Annotated in this window: 20 protein-coding genes, 5 tRNA genes and 1 pseudogene; 17 read left to right on the top strand and 9 right to left on the bottom strand. The window is 71.0% G+C overall.

What is annotated here, in order from left to right:
• The 4 genes and pseudogenes from IH25_RS0121155 to IH25_RS0121170 form a co-directional block, all read right to left on the bottom strand.
• Positions 1-130, bottom strand: a pseudogene (locus tag IH25_RS0121155) (ATP-binding protein); the annotation flags it as partial.
• On the bottom strand, positions 111-509 hold the full coding sequence (locus IH25_RS0121160; RefSeq protein ID WP_030612634.1) for a DUF742 domain-containing protein: 399 nt from the start codon (positions 507-509) through the stop codon (positions 111-113). The pseudogene IH25_RS0121155 and the gene IH25_RS0121160, both read right to left, overlap by 20 nt.
• Positions 510-620: 111 nt before the next feature.
• Complete coding sequence (locus IH25_RS0121165) at positions 621-1034, bottom strand: roadblock/LC7 domain-containing protein (protein WP_014675212.1); 414 nt, start codon at positions 1032-1034, stop codon at positions 621-623.
• A gap of 9 nt (positions 1035-1043) precedes the next feature.
• Positions 1044-4979: a sensor histidine kinase gene (locus IH25_RS0121170; RefSeq protein ID WP_030612638.1), complete on the bottom strand. Its 3936-nt coding sequence runs from the start codon at positions 4977-4979 to the stop codon at positions 1044-1046.
• Between the two features lie 572 nt (positions 4980-5551).
• Here IH25_RS0121170 and IH25_RS0121175 point away from each other — a divergent pair.
• The 3 genes from IH25_RS0121175 to gltX all read left to right on the top strand — a co-directional run bounded on the left by IH25_RS0121175 (position 5552) and on the right by gltX (position 8304).
• Positions 5552-5746, top strand: coding sequence for a hypothetical protein (locus IH25_RS0121175; RefSeq protein ID WP_030612639.1), 195 nt, complete (start codon positions 5552-5554; stop codon positions 5744-5746).
• A 265-nt stretch (positions 5747-6011) separates the two neighbouring features.
• Positions 6012-6797: a fumarylacetoacetate hydrolase family protein gene (locus IH25_RS0121180; RefSeq protein ID WP_030612642.1), complete on the top strand. Its 786-nt coding sequence runs from the start codon at positions 6012-6014 to the stop codon at positions 6795-6797.
• The gene (gene gltX, locus IH25_RS0121185) at positions 6790-8304 is read left to right on the top strand and encodes a glutamate--tRNA ligase (RefSeq protein ID WP_078844349.1); all 1515 of its coding nucleotides are present in this window, start codon (positions 6790-6792) and stop codon (positions 8302-8304) included. The genes IH25_RS0121180 and gltX overlap by 8 nt, the downstream gene beginning before the upstream one ends.
• A 69-nt stretch (positions 8305-8373) precedes the next feature.
• On the opposite strand, the gene IH25_RS0121190 is transcribed toward gltX, so the two are convergent.
• A complete protein-coding gene (locus IH25_RS0121190) occupies positions 8374-8658 on the bottom strand; it encodes a hypothetical protein (RefSeq protein ID WP_037655370.1) in 285 nt (94 codons plus the stop codon).
• 41 nt (positions 8659-8699) lie between these two features.
• Between IH25_RS0121190 and IH25_RS0121195 the strand changes: the two genes are divergently transcribed.
• The 6 genes from IH25_RS0121195 (at position 8700) to IH25_RS0121220 (ending at position 10000) form a co-directional block, all read left to right on the top strand.
• The gene (locus IH25_RS0121195) at positions 8700-9431 is read left to right on the top strand and encodes an HAD family hydrolase (protein ID WP_030612652.1); all 732 of its coding nucleotides are present in this window, start codon (positions 8700-8702) and stop codon (positions 9429-9431) included.
• A gap of 92 nt (positions 9432-9523) precedes the next feature.
• Positions 9524-9595 (top strand) — tRNA-Gln (locus IH25_RS0121200).
• Between the two features lie 21 nt (positions 9596-9616).
• Positions 9617-9689, top strand: a tRNA-Glu gene (locus tag IH25_RS0121205).
• A gap of 29 nt (positions 9690-9718) precedes the next feature.
• Positions 9719-9791 (top strand) — tRNA-Glu (locus IH25_RS0121210).
• A 21-nt stretch (positions 9792-9812) separates the two neighbouring features.
• Positions 9813-9884: transfer RNA gene (locus IH25_RS0121215), tRNA-Gln, on the top strand.
• A 43-nt stretch (positions 9885-9927) separates the two neighbouring features.
• Positions 9928-10000, top strand: a tRNA-Glu gene (locus IH25_RS0121220).
• A gap of 60 nt (positions 10001-10060) precedes the next feature.
• Here the strand turns inward: IH25_RS0121220 and IH25_RS0121225 are convergent.
• Positions 10061-10705, bottom strand: coding sequence for a MerR family transcriptional regulator (locus IH25_RS0121225; RefSeq protein WP_030612654.1), 645 nt, complete (start codon positions 10703-10705; stop codon positions 10061-10063).
• Between the two features lie 80 nt (positions 10706-10785).
• Between IH25_RS0121225 and IH25_RS0121230 the strand changes: the two genes are divergently transcribed.
• On the top strand, positions 10786-11283 hold the full coding sequence (locus IH25_RS0121230) for a DUF4188 domain-containing protein (protein ID WP_030612656.1): 498 nt from the start codon (positions 10786-10788) through the stop codon (positions 11281-11283).
• Between the two features lie 121 nt (positions 11284-11404).
• Here IH25_RS0121230 and ndgR read toward each other — a convergent pair whose 3' ends face one another.
• Complete coding sequence (gene ndgR / locus IH25_RS0121235; RefSeq protein ID WP_023546516.1) at positions 11405-12121, bottom strand: IclR family transcriptional regulator NdgR; 717 nt, start codon at positions 12119-12121, stop codon at positions 11405-11407.
• Between the two features lie 208 nt (positions 12122-12329).
• Here ndgR and leuC point away from each other — a divergent pair, with 208 nt between their 5' ends.
• The 4 genes from leuC to IH25_RS0121255 all read left to right on the top strand — a co-directional run bounded on the left by leuC (position 12330) and on the right by IH25_RS0121255 (position 15653).
• Positions 12330-13754 carry a 3-isopropylmalate dehydratase large subunit gene (gene leuC, locus IH25_RS0121240; RefSeq protein ID WP_030612659.1) on the top strand — a complete coding sequence of 475 codons (1425 nt, stop codon included), beginning with the start codon at positions 12330-12332 and terminating at the stop codon, positions 13752-13754.
• A gap of 5 nt (positions 13755-13759) precedes the next feature.
• Positions 13760-14353, top strand: a complete 594-nt coding sequence (leuD, locus tag IH25_RS0121245) for a 3-isopropylmalate dehydratase small subunit (protein ID WP_030612661.1) — start codon at positions 13760-13762, stop codon at positions 14351-14353.
• A 275-nt stretch (positions 14354-14628) separates the two neighbouring features.
• A complete protein-coding gene (locus tag IH25_RS0121250; RefSeq protein WP_030612664.1) occupies positions 14629-14859 on the top strand; it encodes an SCO5555 family protein in 231 nt (76 codons plus the stop codon).
• 137 nt (positions 14860-14996) lie between these two features.
• Positions 14997-15653: an HU family DNA-binding protein gene (locus tag IH25_RS0121255; RefSeq protein WP_030612667.1), complete on the top strand. Its 657-nt coding sequence runs from the start codon at positions 14997-14999 to the stop codon at positions 15651-15653.
• 71 nt (positions 15654-15724) lie between these two features.
• Here IH25_RS0121255 and IH25_RS40760 read toward each other — a convergent pair whose 3' ends face one another.
• Positions 15725-15928, bottom strand: a complete 204-nt coding sequence (locus IH25_RS40760; protein WP_030612670.1) for a hypothetical protein — start codon at positions 15926-15928, stop codon at positions 15725-15727.
• A gap of 10 nt (positions 15929-15938) precedes the next feature.
• Complete coding sequence (gene cofC / locus IH25_RS0121265; RefSeq protein WP_030612671.1) at positions 15939-16589, bottom strand: 2-phospho-L-lactate guanylyltransferase; 651 nt, start codon at positions 16587-16589, stop codon at positions 15939-15941.
• A gap of 198 nt (positions 16590-16787) precedes the next feature.
• On the opposite strand from cofC, the gene IH25_RS0121270 reads away from it, so the two are divergent.
• The 3 genes from IH25_RS0121270 (at position 16788) to IH25_RS0121280 (ending at position 19864) form a co-directional block, all read left to right on the top strand.
• Positions 16788-17576: a lysophospholipid acyltransferase family protein gene (locus tag IH25_RS0121270; protein WP_030612674.1), complete on the top strand. Its 789-nt coding sequence runs from the start codon at positions 16788-16790 to the stop codon at positions 17574-17576.
• Positions 17573-18583: an NAD(P)H-dependent glycerol-3-phosphate dehydrogenase gene (locus IH25_RS0121275; protein ID WP_030612678.1), complete on the top strand. Its 1011-nt coding sequence runs from the start codon at positions 17573-17575 to the stop codon at positions 18581-18583. Before IH25_RS0121270 ends, IH25_RS0121275 begins: the two co-directional genes overlap by 4 nt.
• A gap of 123 nt (positions 18584-18706) precedes the next feature.
• Positions 18707-19864: a D-alanine--D-alanine ligase family protein gene (locus IH25_RS0121280; RefSeq protein ID WP_030612681.1), complete on the top strand. Its 1158-nt coding sequence runs from the start codon at positions 18707-18709 to the stop codon at positions 19862-19864.
• Positions 19865-19876 lie beyond the last annotated feature (12 nt).

Genomic DNA, 19876 nt, shown 5'->3' on the forward strand with positions numbered 1-19876 from the left:
CCTCTGTGCGCAGCGGGTTGATCTCCGAGACGGCGCCGACGAACGTGGTCTTGCCCACGCCGAAGCCGCCCGCCACCACGATCTTCGCGGAGGTGGTGGCCCGGCCCGCGTCAGAGCTTGCGAAGTCCACTGAGCACCCTTTCGAGCAGCGTCACATCCGGAGCGCCGCCGTTGTTCTCGTCGCCACCAGGCTGGTGGATGGCGACCATGCCGGCCTCGGCGAGGTCGGCCACCAGGATCCGGGCCACGCCGAGCGGCATGTTCAGCAGCGCCGACACCTCCGCGACCGACTTGACCTCGCGGCACAGATGGCAGATGCGCTGGTGTTCCGGCAGCAGCCCCATGAGCACGGCCGGGTCGGCCGTGGTGCTGATCAGCGCCTCGATGGCGAGCTGGTAGCGGGGCCGGGTCCGGCCGCCGGTCATGGCGTAGGGCCTCACCAGCGGCTGGTCGCCCTCGTCCCCGTACGGCTCCGCGTACGGATCATGATGGGCGGTGGGCGGGGTCATGAATCCTCCGGGCGGGACAGCAAGTCGGTCAGTCAAGCCGTCTGACGGGGCCGGTGGGGGGATTGTGGCGGCCGGACGGTGTTTTCGTGAGGTGGGTGGTGCCGGGGCCGGTCAGTGAAGCAGACTGCCCTGGAGTTCGGCGCGCAGGTCCGGGGTGAGTACCGCACCCGCGCGGTCGACGAGCAGTGCCATCTCGTAGCCGACGAGGCCGATGTCCGCCTCGGGATGGGCCAGCACCGCGAGGGACGACCCGTCCGAGATGGACATCAGGAAGAGGAACCCGCGTTCCATCTCGACGACCGTCTGTGCCACGGTGCCGCCCTCGAAGATCCGGGATGCCCCGGCGGTCAGCGAGGTCAGCCCGGAGGCGACGGCCGCCAGCTGGTCGGCGCGGTCTCTCGGGAAGCCTTCGGACATCGCCAGCAGAAGGCCGTCGGCGGAGACCACCACCGTGTGGGACACCCCGGGGGTGTTGTCCACGAAGTTGGTGATCAACCAGTTCAGGTTCTGTGCCGCCTGGCTCATCGGACTCAACTAACGCTCCTGCTGGTTGGTGGGGCTCGGGAAGCTGCCGGTCTGGCCGCTGCCGGCCTGACGGCCCTGAGCGATGCCCCGACGGAGATTGGTCAGCCGGCCGCGTACGTCATCGGGCGCACGCGAGACCTGCGGACCGCTTTGGTGCTGTTGCTGCTGGGCGGTGCCGGGCACGAGGTTCGCCCGGGGCACACGGCGCGGCAGGCCGGAGGTGGTGACCCCGCCCGCGGCGGGCTGCCGTACGCGCTCGGCCTGCCGGACGAGTTCGTCGTTCGGCGAGGTGCGCCAGGAGCCGGTGTTCGACCCGGACCGCTGCGGAGCGGACGCGGGCGACTGCTGCTGCGCCTGCTGCGGCTGTGCCTGCTGCGGCGCGGACGCGTTCTCCTGCTGCTGCTGGAACCAGTTGGTCTCCAGCGTGTCGAACAGCGGGGTACGACCGTCACCCGGGCCGCTGGCCGGCGGCAGCGCCTCCGGCTCCTGGCGGACCGGACGCTGCTGCTGCGGGGCGGCCGGGCGAGGGGCGCCGAAGTCGTCGTGGCCGGCCGGCCGCGGACGCTCGAACTGCCCGGTGTGGCCGGGGTCCGGCCGGCCGGGAAGGGCGTGCTGTCCGGTGGAGCCGCCGTCGTAACCGCCGTCGTACGCCTGCGGGGCCTGCGGCGCCGGGAACTGGCCCGTGTGCCGGTCACCGTGGTCCGGCCGGCCGGAGCCCGGCGCGCCGAACACGTCGGAGCGGGCGAACGAACCGGTGTCCTGCCGGGTGCCGGGGGCGTCGAAGGGACCCGCCTGCCGCTCGGCGTCCGGACGCGCGAACTGACCCGTGTGCCGGGTGTCGGGCTGCGGGAATCGGCCGGTCTGCTGGGTGTTGTCGAGCTGCGGGAACTGGCCGGTCTGCCGGCCGTTGTCCAGCTGCGGGAACTGGCCCGTCTGCTGGCCGCTGTCCGGCTGCCCGAACCCACCGGTCTGCCGGCCGCTGTCCGGCTGCGGGAACTGGCCCGTCTGCTGGCCGTTGTCCGGCTGCGCGTACCGGCCCGGCTGCTGGAGGTCGTCCGGGCGGGCGAACTGGCCCGTGTGCTGGGCGGAGTTGTCCGCGCCGGGCAGCTCCGGGCGCTGGAAGGCGTCCATCGCGGCCGGACCCCGGTCGTCGATGCGGGGCATCTCCGCGGTCGAGCCCGGACCCTGCTCGTCGTGGCCGCGCGGGGTGTCCAGCGAGGCACGGGACAGCGGGGCCTGTTCGGCCCAGCCCGGGGTGCGGGACTGCGGCTCGCCGCCGGGCAGCTCGGCCCGCGGGCCGCCGCGCGGCGGCAGCTGGGGCCGGCGCCCCTGGTCCGCCGGGCCGTCGGGCCGCTTGCGGCCACGGCCGCCACCGTTGTTGCCGCCGAACAGGTCCTGCTGCGGACCGTTCGGGTGGGCGGTCTGCAGACCCTGCGGCGCACCGGGCGCCTGACCGCCGCGGCCGCCCGCGCCGGAACCGGCCGGCACCCGGCCGCCCTGCTGCGGCGCGGCACCGGGGCCGCCCTGCGGACCGCGCGCTCCGCCCGGCGCACCGGGACGGCCGCCCTGGGCCGTATTGGGCAGCGCCGCCCGGGGACCCTGCCCGGGACCGGCCTGGCCGCGCGGGGCGGGACCGCCGCCGAGCAGACCGCCACCGGGCTGGCCGCCACCGGCGTTCTGGGCCTGCCGCCTGGCCGCGGCCGCACCGGCGGCGGCCTGCGCGGCGGCGGGGCCACCGGAGGACACGGGCGCGCCGGACTTGCCCGGAACCGGCTTCCGGTCGCCCTGGGCCACGTCCACCGGGAGCATGACCAGCGCGGTCGTACCACCGGAGTCGGACGGGCGCAGCTGGATGCGGATGCCGTGCCGCTGCGAGAGCCGGCCGACCACGAACAGACCCATGCGGCGGGACACCGACACGTCCACGGTGGGCGGCGAGGCGAGCCGCTCGTTGATCGCCGCGAGGTCCTCGGGGGACAGGCCGATACCGGTGTCGTGGATCTCGATCAGGACGCGGCCGTCGGGCAGCGCGTGACCGGTGACCTTGACCTTGGTCTGCGGCGAGGAGAACGAGGTCGCGTTCTCCAGCAGCTCGGCGAGCAGGTGCACGAGGTCGTTGACGACCCGGCCGGCGACCTGGGTGGTGGGGACGGCGGCCAGCTCGATGCGCTCGTACTGCTCCACCTCGGAGGCGGCGGCACGCAGCACGTCGACCAGCGGGACCGGGCGGGTCCAGCGACGGCCCGGCTCCTCACCGGCGAGCACGAGGAGGTTTTCGCCGTTACGGCGCATACGGGTGGCGAGGTGGTCCAGCTTGAACAGCGAGGACAGCTGGTCCGGGTCGGCCTCGCGGGACTCCAGCTCGGAGATCAGCGACAGCTGGCGCTGGATCAGACCCTGGGAGCGGCGCGAGAGGTTGGTGAACATCGCGTTGACGTTGCCCCGCAGCAGGGCCTGCTCGGCGGCGAGGCGGACCGCCTCGCGGTGCACGTCGTCGAAGGCCGCGGCCACCTGGCCGATCTCGTCCCGGGAGTGCACACCGACCGACTCCACGGAGGTGTCCACGTCCTGCGGGTCGGACTCGGAGAGCTGCTTGACCAGCTCGGGCAGGCGGTCCTGGGCGACCTTGGTCGCGGTCTCCTGGAGCCGGCGCAGCGAGCGGATCATGGAGCGGGCCACGACGAACGCGCCGACCAGCGAGACACCGAGCACGAGCAGGATCAGCGCACCGGAGATGATGGCGTCACGCTGGGTGGCGCTCTTCAGCTCGCGGGCCTTCTGCTCCATCTCCTCCAGGAGCGTGTGCTCGATCTTCTTCATCTGCTCGATCTTGGTCGAGCTGTCGTCCACCCAGTCCTTGTACGAGCGCGACGGCAACTGCTGGAGGCCGTCGGGGGACTCGAAGGACCGCTTGGCGTAGGTGTCGGCCGCCTCGATCGTCGGGTTGCCCTCGTCGATCGGCTTCAGCAGCTCCTCGGCGTTCTGGTCCGCGTAGATCTTGCGGAAGATCGCCAGCTCGGAGTTCTCGCTCTCGTACGCCGACTGGCCGTAAAGGCGGTCGTTCTCGGAGAGGTCGCCCTTGGTGGCGGGCGTCGCCGGCAGCGCGGCGGCGATCATGGCCCGCTGCACGGAGGCGTACTCCTTGGCGGTGGAGAAGGCCGCCAGGGCGCGGGTACGGGAGATCATCTCCGGGTTGCTGGACGCCTCGGCCATGTCCTGGGAGAGGCCGATCAGCTGGGTGATGAGCCGGTGGTACGACTCGACCGTCTGGGAGGCGTTCTGCTCCGACCCGTACGCCTTCTGACGGATCTTGGCCAGGTCGTCCAGCTGGTTGGCGAGGCCGACGAGCGCGTCACGCACGCCCTGGAGCTTGCCGTCCTTGCTCGCCGCGTCGATCTTCTCGGAGTCGTCCAGGAAGTCGTCGCGGGCCCGGTCGGTCTTCTGCTGGTAGGCCTTGATCTGGTAGTCGTTCGCGTTCAGACCGCCGCGCGACAGCGGGCCGGCGGACTGGTCGCGCTCCTCCTGGAGCGCCGCGGCCAGCTCGGTGGCCTGCTTGGTCATCTCCGTCAGCAGCTTCATGTTGTCGAGCTGCTGGATGTCGTTCAGGTTCTCGTTGATACGCAGGGCGCCCAGCGAGGTGGCCGCCACCACGGGGAGCGCGAGCAGCGAGACCAGGCGGGTGGAGATGCGCCAGTTGCGCAGGTGCAGCCGGGAGCCGGAGCCGACGGAGCCGCCCGGGACGGGCTTCACGGTCGGCGTGGGGGCGCCGGCGGGAGCCGTCTTCGCGGGGGTGGACAGGGCGGGGGCGCCGGGGCGTCCGCCGCCGTCCTTGGCCGGGGCCGGGCCCGGACCCTGGGCGTGCTGGGGCGTCGAACCGCGGTCGGTCCCGCCGTGCGGCTCCGGCTCCGCCGAAGCGCTGCCATCCCTCTTGAAACGTCCCTGCACTAGCGTCGCAACCTCTGGACCAGGCGCCCCTCCGCATGAACGGAGGGACACGGTGTCGGCGTTGTGGGGAGCGCCCTGAATACGCCCCCCGGGTGGTCTTGAGTGACCGGCGCTGGCTTCCCCCTGTCTCGCCGCCACTCGGCGCTGTGTCGCGCCCCCTGTGCGCCGGCTCGATCCCGCGGCGGTCCGTGGAATTCCAGCACAGTGCAGGATCTCCAACAAGGGCGGCGGGCCGAGCTGTGACCTCCGTGACAACCTGTGAGTGGTGGGTTACCAGCCGTTGAGTCATTTTCGGTCGAAAACGGGCATACGACGGCGAGTTGCCGGTCGGTGCCAGGTGTCCCAGTCGACATGATCAGGAGCGGAATGATGGCTTCAGGGATCCAATGTCCGTTTCGTTGGGACCAATTGACGGCCTGATTTGACCGGTTTGCCCATGAGTTGGTGAGCAAACTCACACACTTCTGAAGGACACTTGGCGACTTCGTCGGGGAATCGGATGTTTAGCCTGACGCTTTACAGGACGGGCGACTCTGCCAACCCACTCCACCAGAGGGCACAGGACGACAACGGTGAAGACGACGATGATGTTCCGCAAGATAGCCAATCCGCGACGCACGACCCTGGCGCACCTGAAGGACGCCGGCGAGCTGCACACGCCCGAGCTGCCGGAGCACCCCGTCGACCTCCCCGCCCAGACCGCCAACCCCCGGCGCACCGTCCTCATGGACGTCCCGGTGGGCGCGGGAGCCCCGGCGGGCGAGTGACCGACGGCTTCACCGGGCGCGGCCGGAGGGATCATCCGACGATCCTTCCGGCCGCGCTCGTATGTAGGCGTACGACATGCGGCTGTAGGCGTACGACATCCGGCTGTACGCGTACGACGTCCGGCACGGGTCCGCCCGAGCCGCCCGGAACCCCGGTGACCCGCCTCTGACCTGCGGCGACACCCCCAGCAGCGGTGAGCGTCCTATAGCTCCGATAACCTGGGGCGTCAATACGCCGGTTCTCAGTGAGGGGCGCGAGCATCCCGTGCGCATCGCCAGGTTCTCCATCGACGGGAACGTAGCCTTCGGCGCGGTCGAGGGCGACAAGCAGGACGAACTCGTCCTCGACATCATCAAGGGCATCCCGTTCGCGGACTTCGAACTGTCCGGGACGAAGGTGCCGCTCAGCAAGGTCAGGCTGCTCCCGCCGGTGCTCCCCAACAAGGTCGTGGCCTTCGGCCGCAACTACGCCGAGCACGCGCACGAGCTGGGCAACGAGGTGCCCGAGGCACCGTTCGCCTTCTTCAAGCCGTCCACCTCGGTGATCGGCCCCGGCGACGAGATCCAGTACCCGTCGTTCACCCGGGAACTGCACCACGAGGCCGAGCTGGCCGTCGTCATCGGCCGGATGTGCCGCGAGGTCCCGCGCGACCGCGTGAAGGACGTCGTCCTCGGCTACACCTGCGCCATCGACGTCACCGCCCGTGATGTGCAGCGGCGCGAGAAGCAGTGGGCCCGGGCCAAGGGCTTCGACAGCTCCTGCCCGCTCGGCCCCTGGGTGGAGACGGACATCGACCTCGCCCGCGCGAACGACCTGACCATCCAGCTCACCGTCAACGGCGAACAGCGCCAGCTGGGCCGCACGAGCGAGATGATCCACCCGATCGAGGACCTGGTCGTCAACATCTCGGAGGCCATGACGCTGCTCCCCGGCGACGTCATCCTCACCGGAACCCCCGCGGGGGTCGGCCCCCTGAACGTCGGCGACGAGGTCGCCGTCACCATCGAAGGCATCGGCACTCTCACCAACAAGGTTGTCAAGCGTGGCTAGCGCACCCTCCCCCAAGCTCTCGACTCCGCTCGAGCAGGGGGTACCCCCCCGCGTCCGTTTCTGCCCCTCGCCCACCGGTAACCCGCACGTGGGCCTGGTGCGCACCGCCCTGTTCAACTGGGCCTTCGCCCGGCACCACCAGGGCACCCTGGTCTTCCGCATCGAGGACACCGACGCGGCCCGCGACTCCGAGGAGTCCTACAACCAGCTCCTCGACGCGATGCGCTGGCTCGGCTTCGACTGGGACGAGGGCCCCGAGGTCGGCGGCCCGCACGCGCCGTACCGCCAGTCGCAGCGGATGGACATCTACCAGGACGTCGCCCGCAAGCTCCTGGACGGCGGCTACGCCTACCACTGCTACTGTTCCCAGGAGGAGCTGGACACCCGCCGCGAGGCCGCCCGCGCCGCCGGCCGGCCCTCCGGCTACGACGGCCACTGCCGGGACCTGAGCGCCGAGCAGGTCGAGCAGTACCGGGCACAGGGCCGCGAGCCCATCGTCCGCTTCCGGATGCCGGACGAGACGATCACGTTCACCGACCTGGTCCGCGGCGAGCTGACCTTCACCCCGGAGAACGTGCCCGACTACGGCATCGTCCGCGCCAACGGCGCCCCGCTGTACACGCTGGTCAACCCGGTCGACGACGCGCTGATGGAGATCACCCACGTCCTGCGCGGCGAGGACCTGCTCTCCTCCACCCCGCGCCAGATCGCGCTGTACAAGGCGCTGATCGAGCTGGGCGTCGCCCAGCGCGTCCCGGAGTTCGGCCACCTGCCGTACGTGATGGGCGAGGGCAACAAGAAGCTGTCCAAGCGCGACCCGCAGTCGTCGCTGAACCTCTACCGCGAGCAGGGCTTCCTGCCCGAGGGCCTGCTCAACTACCTCTCGCTGCTGGGCTGGTCGCTCTCCGCGGACCAGGACATCTTCACGATCGAGGAGATGGTCCGGGCCTTCGACATCTCCGACGTGAACCCCAACCCGGCCCGCTTCGACCTGAAGAAGTGCGAGGCGATCAACGGCGACCACATCCGCATGCTGGATGCGAAGGAGTTCGCCGAGCGCTGCCGGCCGTGGCTGAAGGCCCCGTTCGCGCCGTGGGCGCCGGAGGACTTCGACGAGGCCAAGTGGCAGGCGATCGCCCCGCACGCCCAGACCCGCCTGAAGGTCCTGTCGGAGATCACCGCCAACGTCGACTTCCTGTTCCTGCCGGAGCCGGCCGAGGACGAGGCGTCGTGGACGAAGGCGATGAAGGAGGGCAGTGACGCCCTGCTGCGCACCGCCCGGGAGAAGCTGGACGCGGCGGACTGGACCTCGGCGGAGTCCCTGAAGGAGGCCGTCCTGGCCGCCGGCGAGGCGCACGGCCTCAAGCTCGGCAAGGCCCAGGCCCCGGTCCGGGTGGCCGTCACCGGCCGCACGGTCGGCCTGCCGCTCTTCGAGTCCCTGGAGATCCTGGGCAAGGAGAAGACACTGGCCAGGATCGACGCGGCCCTGGCCAAGCTCACCGCGTAACCGACGTCTCATACGCCCGAGGGGCGGCACCCGGACCACCGGGCGCCGCCCCTCGGGCGTTCGTCACCGTCACTGTGCGTCGGCTTCGTCGATCAGGTAGTGGCTCTCGTCGAAGATCTCCAGCACGACGACGACCATGACCGCGCCGGCCACCATGTACTCCAGCATGACACCGGGGGCCACATACGCCTTGCGCAGATGCTCGTCGGGGCCCAGCTGCGCGGTCGAGGTCTTCCGGAACGGATCCCGGGCCAGTATGCGCACGGCCCTGTCCAACTGCGCGCGGCGCTCTGCGGGCAGCGCGTCGTAGGTGGCACGGGCCTCGACGGTGAACTGGACGCGGTACTCGGTCATGGCCCTCAGTGTGCCAGCCGTATGGCGGTACCGTCGGTCGTATGACGATCAGAGCCGTCGTCTGGGACGTGGACGACACCCTCTTCGACTACACGAGCGCGGACCGGGAGGGCATGCGGGCGCATCTGCTGGCCGAGGGGCTGCTCGCCGCGTACGGGAGCGTGGAGCGGGCGCTGCTGCGCTGGCGGGAGATCACCGACGTCCAGTGGGCCCGGTTCTCCGCCGGCGAGGTGGACTTCGTCACACAGCGTCGCGACCGCACCCGGGTCTTCCTGGGCCGGGACCTGACCGACGGCGAGGCCGACGCCTGGTTCGCGCGCTATCTGGCCCACTACGAGGCCGCCTGGAGCCTGTTCCCGGACGTCCTGCCCGCCCTGGACGCCCTCGCGGCCGGCTACCGGCACGCGGTGCTCTCCAACTCCAGCCTCACGGTCCAGGAGCACAAGCTGCGCACCCTCGGCCTCCTCGACCGCTTCGAATCCGTCCTGTGCGCCGCCGAGCTGGGTGTCTCCAAGCCGGAGCCCGGCGCCTTCCACGCGGCCTGCGAGGCGCTGGGGCTGCCCCCGCACGAGGTGGCCTACGTCGGCGACCACCCGGAGATCGACGGCCGGGGCGCCGCCGAGGCCGGGCTGCTGTCCGTGTGGATCGACCGCGGAACCGCCCTCGTACGGCCCGCCGGACAGCCCGTCGCGCTCCGGATCTCGACCCTCGCCGAACTCCCCGCGCTCGTCCGCGCCGATACCCGTTTTGGAGCCCCGTCCACCTTCGGGTAATGTTCTTTCTGCGCCGAGGGGCGCGGGCCGAAAGGCCGAAGCCCCGAGGAGCAAGCTAGAACGAGATCCCCCCGCAGGGGCTTGAGTTCCAGTGGCCTATGGTGTAATTGGCAGCACGACTGATTCTGGTTCAGTTAGTCTTGGTTCGAGTCCAGGTAGGCCAGCTCGCAGAGCTTATCTGCAAAGCCCCCGTTGTGTAGCGGCCTAGCACGCTGCCCTCTCAAGGCAGTAGCGCCGGTTCGAATCCGGTCGGGGGTACTGATCTCGATCTTGTCGGGATCGCTAGGGCCCCCGTTGTGTAGCGGCCTAGCACGCCGCCCTCTCAAGGCGGTAGCGCCGGTTCGAATCCGGTCGGGGGTACTGACTGGTCTAAACCATCATTGGTCTATGGTGTAATTGGCAGCACGACTGATTCTGGTTCAGTTAGTCTTGGTTCGAGTCCAGGTAGACCAGCTCGGATCTGCGGCGTTGTCCATCAAACGCTTGTAAGATCCACGCCCCCGTTGTGTAGCGGCCTAGCACGCCGCCCTCTCAAGGCGGTAGCGCCGGTTCGAATCCGGTCGGGGGTACACACAGGGAAGGCCCTCCACTTCGGTGGAGGGCCTTCGCCGTATCCCCGGCCCGCCGGCTCACTCGAAGCCGTACCGCCGTGCCGTCTCCTCCTCCTGGGCCAGCCGGTGCAGGGCCCGCAGCAGCGGCTCGTTGAGGATCGCCGCCAGGACCGCGGTCTCGACCCGCTCCGCCTCCGACGGCTGGGCCTCCAGGTGGTCCAGGTCCAGCACGGCCGTGCGGTGCATCAACTCCGCGTACGGCGCGAGCCGTTCCGCCCCCCAGTCGTAGCCGAGCCGGCGCAGCGCGGCCACCGCCACCACCAGCGAGCGGTACGCGGGGGAGATGGTCGTGAGCAGCTTCGCGTTGTGCCAGCCGAGCCGGTCCAGGAGCGCGGCGACCTCCTGGTGCGCGGCCCGGACGTACTCGTCGTCCTCGTCCGGCTCCGGCACCTGCGGCAGCGCCCACAGGGCCGCGCCCAGCCGGATGGAGCGGCCCAGGGAGTCGTCGTCCACGTGCCCCAGCACCTCGCGCACGGTCGACACCGGCAGCCGGCCCACCTGGATCATCGCCCGCACCAGGCGCAGCCGGCGCAGGTGCTCCTCGTCGTACTCGGCCGTGGTGGCGTTGATCTGGCGGCCGGGCGGCAACAGCCCTTCCCGCAGGTAGTACTTGATCGTCGCGGTGGACACACCGCTGTGTCTGCTCAGCTCTGCCAGCCGCATCCCTTGCGCTCCTTCATGGATAGCGGCACTATCTAAACATCGGCAGTTGGATAGTGTCGCTCACCAATGAGGGGGAAGCCATGGTGTCCCGTACCACCGCCGACGCGCGGGGCGAGGTCGTCGTCCTGCTGATCGGCATGCGCGTCAACCGCTTCCTGGCCGTGCGGGCGTGGCTGCCCGTGCTGCTGGGGATGGTCCGCATGCTGCGGGAACTGGGGAAGGACCCCGGCCGGGGCCTGCTGTCCAAGGTCCTGCTGACGGCGTCGCCGCGGACGTACTACGTCGTGCAGTACTGGGAGTCCAAGGAGAAGCTGTACGCCTACGCGACGGCGCCGGACGCGTTCCACCACAAGGCGTGGGCGCGGCTCAACCGCCTGGAGCGGGCCGGGAAGCTGCGCGGGCAGGTGGGGATCTGGCACGAGACGTACGTCGTGCCGGAGGGGTCCTACGAGGCGGTCTACGGCGACATGCCGGCGTTCGGGCTGGCCGCCGCGCACGGACAGATCCCGCTGGAGAAGCGGGGCCGCTACGCCAAGGACCGGCTGGCCTACCGGTCGGCGAAGGGGGCGGACGTCTAGCCGCCCGAGGGGGGCAGGGGGCGACCCCTTGAGGCCAAAGGTGCGCCCCGCCCCGGGAAGGGTCTGCCGCGGCGTTGAGGCGGCCTTCCCCGGGCGGGGCTCTCCCGTGCCGTCGGCGCCGTCAGCCCGAGCGGCGCAGGGCCTCCGAGAGGCGGGCCGCCGCGTCGATGACCGCCTGGGCGTGCATACGGCCCGGGTGGCGGGTCAGGCGCTCGATGGGGCCGGAGACGGACACGGCGGCCACCACGCGGTTGGAGGGCCCGCGCACGGGCGCCGAGACGGAGGCGACGCCCGGCTCCCGCTCACCGATGGACTGGGCCCAGCCGCGCCGCCGCACGCCGGACAGGGCCGTCGCCGTGAAGCGGGCGCCCTGCAGGCCCCGGTGCAGCCGCTCCGGCTCCTCCCAGGCGAGCAGGATCTGCGCCGAGGAGCCCGCCTTCATGGTGAGCGTGGAGCCGACCGGGACGGTGTCCCGCAGGCCGGAGAGACGTTCCGCCGCGGCCACACAGATCCGCATGTCACCCTGGCGCCGGTAGAGCTGGGCGCTCTCGCCGGTGACATCGCGGAGGTGGGTGAGCACGGGGCCCGCCGTCGCGAGTAGGCGGTCCTCGCCCGCCGCCGCCGCGAGCTCGGCCAGGCGCGGGCCGAGGATGAACCGGCCCTGCATGTCGCGTGCCACCATGCGGTGGTGTTCCAGGGCCACGGCCAGGCGGTGGGCCGTGGGTCGTGCCAGTCCGGTGGCCCCGACCAGACCCGCGAGGGTGGCCGGACCGGACTCCAGAGCGCTCAGGACGAGGGCCGCCTTGTCCAGAACGCCGACGCCGCTACTGTTGTCCATGCAACGATACTCACGTCTCACTCTGTGAAACGCAAGTTCAATTTTCCGTGGAACGCGCCACCCTGGAATCACACGACGGCCCGAGGACCAACGGGCCTGGCGGTGGACGCCCGGAATCACGACGTTCAGGGGCCCGAATGCCGGGCAGCCACCGCCCCTCAAGATCTCTAGTTGGGTCGGTGGACGCTTGCCGGCCGGAGGGAAAGCGATGGGTAGGACACTCGCGGAGAAGGTCTGGGACGACCACGTCGTCCGGCGCGCCGAGGGCGAGCCCGACCTCCTCTACATCGATCTGCACCTGCTGCACGAGGTGACCAGCCCCCAGGCCTTCGACGGTCTGCGCAAGAGCGGCCGGAAGGTCCGCCGCCTCGACCTCACCATCGCGACCGAGGACCACAACACCCCGACCCTCGACATCGACAAGCCGATCGCCGACCCGGTCTCCCGCGCCCAGCTGGAGACCCTGCGCAAGAACTGCGCCGAGTTCGGTGTGCGGCTGCACCCGCTGGGCGACGTCGAGCAGGGCGTCGTGCACGTCGTCGGCCCGCAGCTGGGCCTGACCCAGCCCGGCACCACGGTCGTCTGCGGCGACTCGCACACCTCCACGCACGGAGCCTTCGGCGCGCTGGCGTTCGGCATCGGCACCTCGCAGGTCGAGCACGTGCTGGCCACCCAGACGCTGCCCATGGCCCGCCCGAAGACCATGGCCATCACCGTCGAGGGCGAGCTGCCCGAGGGCGTCACCGCCAAGGACCTGATCCTGGCGATCATCGCGAGGATCGGCACCGGCGGCGGCCAGGGCTACGTCCTGGAGTACCGCGGCCCCGCCATCGAGAAGCTCTCGATGGAGGCCCGGATGACCATCTGCAACATGTCGATCGAGGCCGGTGCCCGGGCCGGCATGATCGCCCCGGACGAGACCACCTTCGAGTACCTCAAGGGCCGCCCGCACGCCCCCGAGGGCGCCGACTGGGACGCGGCCGTGGCGTACTGGAGGACCCTGCGCACCGACGACGACGCCGTCTTCGACGCCGAGGTGGTCATCGACGCCACCGAGCTGTCGCCGTTCGTCACCTGGGGCACCAACCCCGGCCAGGGCGCGCCGCTTTCGGCGTCCGTCCCCGACCCGGCTTCGTACGAAGACGCATCGGAGCGCCTGGCCGCCGAAAAGGCCCTGGAATACATGGGGTTGGCGGCCGGACAGCCGCTGCGCTCCATCAACGTGGACACCGTCTTCGTAGGTTCGTGCACCAACGGCCGCATCGAGGACCTGCGCGCCGCCGCCGGCATCCTGCGCGGCCGCAAAGTCGCCGACGGCGTACGGATGCTGGTCGTGCCCGGCTCCGCGCGGGTCGGTCTCCAGGCGGTCTCCGAGGGCCTGGACGTGGTCTTCAAGGAGGCCGGCGCCGAATGGCGGCACGCGGGCTGCTCGATGTGCCTCGGCATGAACCCCGACCAGCTGGCCCCGGGCGAGCGCTCCGCCTCCACCTCCAACCGCAACTTCGAGGGCCGGCAGGGCAAGGGCGGCCGTACGCACCTGGTGTCGCCGCAGGTCGCGGCGGCCACCGCCGTCCTCGGCCATCTGGCCTCGCCCGCCGACCTGACCGACGCCCCCGCGCCCGCTGGAGTCTGAGAACCATGGAAGCCTTCACCACCCACACCGGCCGGGCCGTGCCGCTGCGCCGCAGCAACGTCGACACCGACCAGATCATCCCCGCGCACTGGCTCAAGAAGGTCACCCGCGACGGCTTCGAGGACGGGCTGTTCGAGGCCTGGCGCAAGGACCCCGAGTTCGTGCTCAACCGGCCCGAGCGGCAGGGCGCCACGGTCCTGGTCGCCGGCCCCGACTTCGGCACCGGCTCCTCGCGCGAGCACGCCGTCTGGGCGCTGCAGAACTACGGCTTCAAGGCCGTGATCTCCTCCCGCTTCGCCGACATCTTCCGCGGCAACTCGCTGAAGAACGGCCTGCTCACGGTGGTCCTGGACCAGAAGATCGTGGACGCCCTGTGGGAGCTGACGGAGGCGGACCCGACCGCCGAGGTCACCGTGGACCTCCAGGCGCGTGAGGTGCGCGCCGCGGGCATCACCGCCTCCTTCGAGCTGGACGAGAACTCCCGCTGGCGGCTGCTGAACGGTCTGGACGACATCTCCATCACGCTGCGGAACGAGGCCGACATCGCCGCCTACGAGGCGGGGCGCCCCGCCTACAAGCCGCGCACGCTCCAGGTCTGATCCGGCGGGCCGCCCGGACCCCTCAGGGTCGGGTTTCGGCCACCGCGACATCCCGTCTGTACCCCCGATCGCCACGATCGGGGGTACAGCCATGTCCGGCCCCGTCCACCCCCGCGGCACCCTGCGGATTCTCTCAACTTCCCGTGTTACGAAGGGCGTTGGCTGGGTACGTGAGTGCTGTGTTCGGCTCCTTCACAAGTGCCTGGAAGGCCAATTGAGGCGGTAGTTACCCCCCTGCGCAGGCGACAACTCGCCCCAGATGGCACAATCTGTGCATGGAACACGACGGCCAACTCCAGCTCTATACGGCGGTCGCGAACCAACTCAAGGAAGCGCACGCAAGAGTGCGCGCACTGCAAGTCCCGGAGGGCGTACGGGTGGCGCTGACCCGGAAGCTGCTGGTCATTACGGCCGCGGCCAAGCACGACCTCGCCGACGCGGCAAGGCGGCTCGATCGGTTCACGGCGGATCTCGACGCGGGTCGGATGCCCGAAGAGGACCGCTGAAACCGTCCGGGACGGCCGAGTCCGCTGCGGCACAAGGGTGATAAGCCCGTTTCGTGTTTGATTTGCGGTATATATCTGCCTAACGTGCGAAAAAGCTTGAACACTTTCGTTCTGGCGATGTCTCCGAAGGGGAAGACGTGAACAAGGCGCAGCTCGTAGAAGCGATTGCCGACAAGTTGGGTGGCCGCCAGCAGGCCGCCGATGCTGTCGATCATGTCCTGGACGCCATCGTCCGCGCGGTCGTCGCGGGCGAGCGGGTCTCGGTCACCGGCTTCGGGTCCTTCGAGAAGGTGGACCGCCCCGCCCGTTACGCCCGCAACCCTCAGACGGGCGAGCGGGTTCGGGTCAAGAAGACCTCCGTGCCGCGCTTCCGCGCCGGTCAGGGCTTCAAGGACCTGGTGAGCGGCTCGAAGAAGCTCCCGCGTGGCGGCGAGGTCGCCGTCAAGAAGGCGCCGAAGGGCAGCCTGTCCGGCCCGCCGCCCACCATCGCCAAGGCCGCCGGCAAGAAGGCCGCCGCCAAGAAGACGACGGGTGCGGCGAAGAAGACCACGGCGAAGAAGGCGACGACGCCGGCGAAGAAGACGACGACGGCCGCCGCGAAGAAGACCACGGCGAAGAAGGCGACCACGCCGGCGAAGAAGACCACGGCGACCGCCAAGACCACCGCGGCCAAGAAGACCACCGCCAAGAAGGCCCCGGCGAAGAAGGTCACCGCGAAGAAGGCCCCGGCCAAGAAGTCGACGGCCCGCAAGACCACCGCCAAGAAGACGACCGCCCGCAAGGCGACGTCGTAAGGCCGCCAGGGCACTCACGCGCCGGGCCGGACTCCCCAGGGGAGCCCGGCCCGCGGCGTGTGCGAGGGCGGTTACAGGGTCTGGAGGGTGACGAGGGTGATCCGCGCCGCGTCCCCCTCGCCCTCCGTCTCGATCCGCACCCGCTGCCCGGGGCGCAGCAGCAGCAGGCCGCCGGCGTCGAACGCGGCGGCGTCGAAGGGCACGGGGGTGCCGTCGTCGAGGAGCACCTGTCCGCTGCGGGTCTGCGGGTCGTAGGTGTACGCGGTGGCCTGCATGGCCGTCAGCCTAGTGGGCGTCCCCGGAACCCGGGATCAGCAGCCCCGCCGCCACCGCCGCCGTGAACCGCCCCACCCCCAGGGCCAGTGCCGCGCGCAGGTCGGCGCCGGTGTCCACGTCCTGCCGTACCGAATCGACGCCCGCCGGCGCCAGTTCCGCGGCGCCGGAAACCCGGTGGCGGGCGCGGGAATCCACGCCGAACGCCGGGCGCAATTCCTGACCGCCCACCGCCGCCAGCAAAGTCGTGCCGACCTCGGCCGCATCCGGCAGAAAAGCCCGGGGGAATTCGGCGGCGGCGGCCAGCACCCGGGACAGTTCCGCCGGGCGCAGGGCCGGCAGATCGGCGTTCAGGGCCGCGACCGCGGCACCGGGGCGGCGGCGCCGTACGGCCGCCGCGCCGTGGGCCAGCGCGGCGTTCAGGCCGCCGCCGGGCACGTCCGGCACGATCCGCGCGCCGAGCGCCGCCAGTTCCCGGCCGGCCAGCTCGTCGTCCGTGACGACCGCCACATCCGGCACCTCCGCGCAGGCCAGCGCCGCGACCACCGTGTCCTGCGCGAACGCGAGCGCCAGCCCGGGGCGCACCCCGTCACCGGCGGTGTCCGCGAGCCTGCTCTTGGCCCGGGCCAGGGGCTTCAACGGGATGACCAAGGTCCACTGCACCGGCGTACCGTCCCTCCCTTGTCCCGTTCATTGTCCCCGGGCTCCGAGGTGGCCGGGGGAGCGGGGAGGGGCGTGGAGCTCGTCGCAAGGGCGGGGGCGGGTGACGGGCGGGCGTACGGTGTTCTCGACAGACCGGCGGCCCGGGGCCACACTTGTGCGACCCCCGCCGGGGTGGCAGTCCTAGAGGAAGGTGTCCTTGTGCCCCGCCGCAGAATCGGCTTCTGGTACCGCTTCGCCGCGGTGATCTGCAAACCGCCGCTGGTGGTTCTGATCAAGCGGGACTGGCGTGGAATGGAGCACATTCCGGCCGAGGGCGGATTTATCACCGTGGTGAACCACAATTCCCACGTGGACCCCTTCGCATACGCGCACTATCAGTACAACACCGGACGGGTTCCGCGATTCCTGGCGAAGAGCGGCCTTTTCAAGAAGGGATTCGTCGGCGCCGCCATGCGCGGTACCGGACAGATCCCCGTCTACCGCGAGTCCACGGACGCGCTCAGCGCCTTCCGCGCCGCCATCGACGCCGTCGAGCGCGGCGAGTGTGTCGCCTTCTACCCCGAGGGCACCCTCACCCGCGACCCCGACGGCTGGCCCATGACCGGCAAGACCGGCGCCGCCCGGGTCGCCCTCCAGACCAGGTGCCCGGTCATCCCGGTCGCCCAGTGGGGCGCCAACGAACTGCTGCCGCCGTACGCCAGGAAGCCGAACCTCTTCCCGCGCAAGACGCACCGCGTCCTGGCCGGCCCGCCCGTGGACCTCTCCCGCTTCTACGGCAAGGAGATGACCCCGGATGTGCTGAAGGAGGCCACCGAGGTCATCATGGCGGCCATCACCCGGCTGCTGGAGGAGATCCGCGGCGAGAAGGCACCCGAGACGCCGTACGACCCGCGCCGCGAGCGGATCGAGCAGCGGCGCCGCACCCAGGCGCAGGCACAGGCGCGGGCACAGGCGCGGAGCCGGCAGACGGAAGGGCAGACCAAGTGAGCAAGCCTGTGCGGGCGGCCGTCATGGGCACCGGCTCGTGGGGCACCGCCTTCGGCATGGTGCTCGCCGACGCCGGCTGTGACGTGACCCTGTGGGCCCGCCGGCCCCGGCTGGCCGAGGCGGTCAACTCCACCCGGACCAACCCCGACTACCTGCCCGGCGTGGAGCTCCCGGAGAACCTGCGCGCCACCGCCGACGCCGCCGAGGCGCTCGCCGGCGCCGACTTCACCGTGCTCGCCATCCCCTCCCAGACGCTGCGCGAGAACCTCGCCGACTGGTCCCCGCTGCTGGCGCCGGACACCGTCCTCGTCTCCCTGATGAAGGGCGTCGAACTCGGCTCCACCATGCGGATGAGCGAGGTCGTCGAGGACGTCGCCAAGGTCGGCGCCGACCGGATCGCGGTCGTCACCGGACCCAACCTGGCCCGCGAGATCGCCGCCCGCATGCCCGCCCTGGCCGTCGTGGCCTGCACCGACGAGCGGGTCGCCCAGCGGCTCCAGACCGCCTGCCACACGCCGTACTTCCGGCCGTACACCAACACCGACGTGGTCGGCTGCGAACTCGCCGGCGCGGTCAAGAACGTCATCGGCCTCGCGGTCGGCATCGCCGACGGCATGGGACTCGGCGACAACGCCAAGGGCTCGCTCATCACCCGCGGCCTCGCCGAGACCACCCGGCTCGGCCTGGCGATGGGCGCCGACCCGCTGACCTTCTCCGGCCTCGCCGGCCTCGGCGACCTGGTGGCCACCTGCTCCTCGCCGCTGTCCCGCAACCACACCTTCGGCACCAACCTCGGCAAGGGCATGACCCTGAAGGAGACCATCGCCGTCACCAAGCAGACCGCCGAGGGCGTCAAGTCCTGCGAGTCCGTGCTGGATCTGGCCCGCCGGCACGGTGTCGACATGCCCATCACCGAGACGGTCGTGGAGATCGTGCACGAGGGGAAGTCACCGGTCGCCGCGCTCAAGGAGCTGATGGCGCGCAGCGCCAAGCCCGAACGGCGCTGAACCCGGCCCCCGACGCCCCCGCCGGGCCGTCCGCGACGCTCCGCGACCATCCGTGCGACGCTGAGCGACGGCCCGGGAGCGCGCGCTGACTTGCCGTCTACCTCCAGGTACGCTCATCGCGATATGAGCACCGAGAACCTTCCCCAGAGCCCCGAGCAGCCGGCGCGCAAGCCGCGCGTGGCCGTCGTGTTCGGCGGGCGCAGCTCCGAACACGGGATCTCCATGGTCACCGCCGGCGCGGTCCTCACGGCCATCGACCGGACGAAGTACGACGTCCTGCCGATCGGCATCACGCGGGAGGGCCGTTGGGTGCTCACCGCCGACGCACCGGAGCGGATGGGCATCGCCGACCGCCGCACCCCCGAGGTCGCCGACCTCGCGGAGGAGCACGAGGGCGCCGTGGTGCTCCCCGTCGACCCCACCAGCCGCGAGGTCGTCTACAGCGAGCCCGGCTCCGTGCCCAAGGCGCTCGGCGAGGTCGACGTCGTCTTCCCGGTGCTGCACGGCCCCTACGGCGAGGACGGCACCCTCCAGGGCCTGCTGGAGCTGTCCGGGGTGCCCTACGTCGGCTCGGGCGTGCTCGCCTCGGCCGTCGGCCAGGACAAGGAGTACATGAAGCGGGTCCTCGCCTCCTACGGGCTCAAGGTCGGCCCGTACCTGGTGATCCGGCCCCGCGAGTGGGCCCGGGACGAGTCCGCCGCCCGCAAGAGGATCGTCGACTTCGCCGGCGAGCACGGCTGGCCGCTGTTCGTGAAGCCCGCGCGCGCGGGCTCCTCCATCGGCATCACCAAGGTCGACGGCCTGGCCGGGCTGGACGAGGCCATCGCCGAGGCCCAGCGGCACGACCCGAAGATCCTCGTCGAGGCCGCCGTACGGGGCCGTGAGATCGAGTGCGGCGTCCTGGAGTTCGAGGACGGCCCGCGCGCCTCCGTCCCGGCCGAGATCCCGCCGCCGGACGCGCACGCGTACTACGACTTCGAGGCCAAGTACATCGACTCCACGCCCGGCGTCGTCCCGGCCCCGCTCACCGAGGAGCAGACCGCCGAGGTGCGCCGGCTCGCGGTCGAGGCGTTCGAGGCGACCTCCTGCGAGGGCCTGGTCCGCGCGGACTTCTTCCTCACCGAGGACGGCGAGTTCGTGATCAACGAGATCAACACCATGCCCGGTTTCACGCCGATCTCGATGTACCCGCAGATGTGGCAGGCGACGGGCGTGAGCTACCCGGAGCTGATCGACCGCCTGGTGCGGGCGGCGCTCAGCCGCCCGACCGGACTGCGCTGAGCCCGCGACCGG

The sequence above is a fragment of the Streptomyces achromogenes subsp. achromogenes genome (assembly GCF_000720835.1).
GTDB classification, from domain to species: Bacteria; Actinomycetota; Actinomycetes; order Streptomycetales; family Streptomycetaceae; genus Streptomyces; species Streptomyces achromogenes.

Bases quoted from the DNA above. Each gene is read 5' to 3' on its own strand.
- IH25_RS0121160 (WP_030612634.1), bottom strand. From the start codon at position 509: ATGACCCCGCCCACCGCCCATCATGATCCGTACGCGGAGCCGTACGGG.
- IH25_RS0121165 (WP_014675212.1), bottom strand. From the start codon at position 1,034: ATGAGCCAGGCGGCACAGAACCTGAACTGGTTGATCACCAACTTCGTG.
- IH25_RS0121190 (WP_037655370.1), bottom strand. From the start codon at position 8,658: ATGACCGAGTACCGCGTCCAGTTCACCGTCGAGGCCCGTGCCACCTAC.
- IH25_RS0121195 (WP_030612652.1), top strand. From the start codon at position 8,700: ATGACGATCAGAGCCGTCGTCTGGGACGTGGACGACACCCTCTTCGAC.
- IH25_RS0121225 (WP_030612654.1), bottom strand. From the start codon at position 10,705: ATGCGGCTGGCAGAGCTGAGCAGACACAGCGGTGTGTCCACCGCGACG.
- IH25_RS0121230 (WP_030612656.1), top strand. From the start codon at position 10,786: ATGGTGTCCCGTACCACCGCCGACGCGCGGGGCGAGGTCGTCGTCCTG.
- ndgR (WP_023546516.1), bottom strand. From the start codon at position 12,121: ATGGACAACAGTAGCGGCGTCGGCGTTCTGGACAAGGCGGCCCTCGTC.
- leuC (WP_030612659.1), top strand. From the start codon at position 12,330: ATGGGTAGGACACTCGCGGAGAAGGTCTGGGACGACCACGTCGTCCGG.
- leuD (WP_030612661.1), top strand. From the start codon at position 13,760: ATGGAAGCCTTCACCACCCACACCGGCCGGGCCGTGCCGCTGCGCCGC.
- IH25_RS0121250 (WP_030612664.1), top strand. From the start codon at position 14,629: ATGGAACACGACGGCCAACTCCAGCTCTATACGGCGGTCGCGAACCAA.
- IH25_RS40760 (WP_030612670.1), bottom strand. From the start codon at position 15,928: ATGCAGGCCACCGCGTACACCTACGACCCGCAGACCCGCAGCGGACAG.
- IH25_RS0121280 (WP_030612681.1), top strand. From the start codon at position 18,707: ATGAGCACCGAGAACCTTCCCCAGAGCCCCGAGCAGCCGGCGCGCAAG.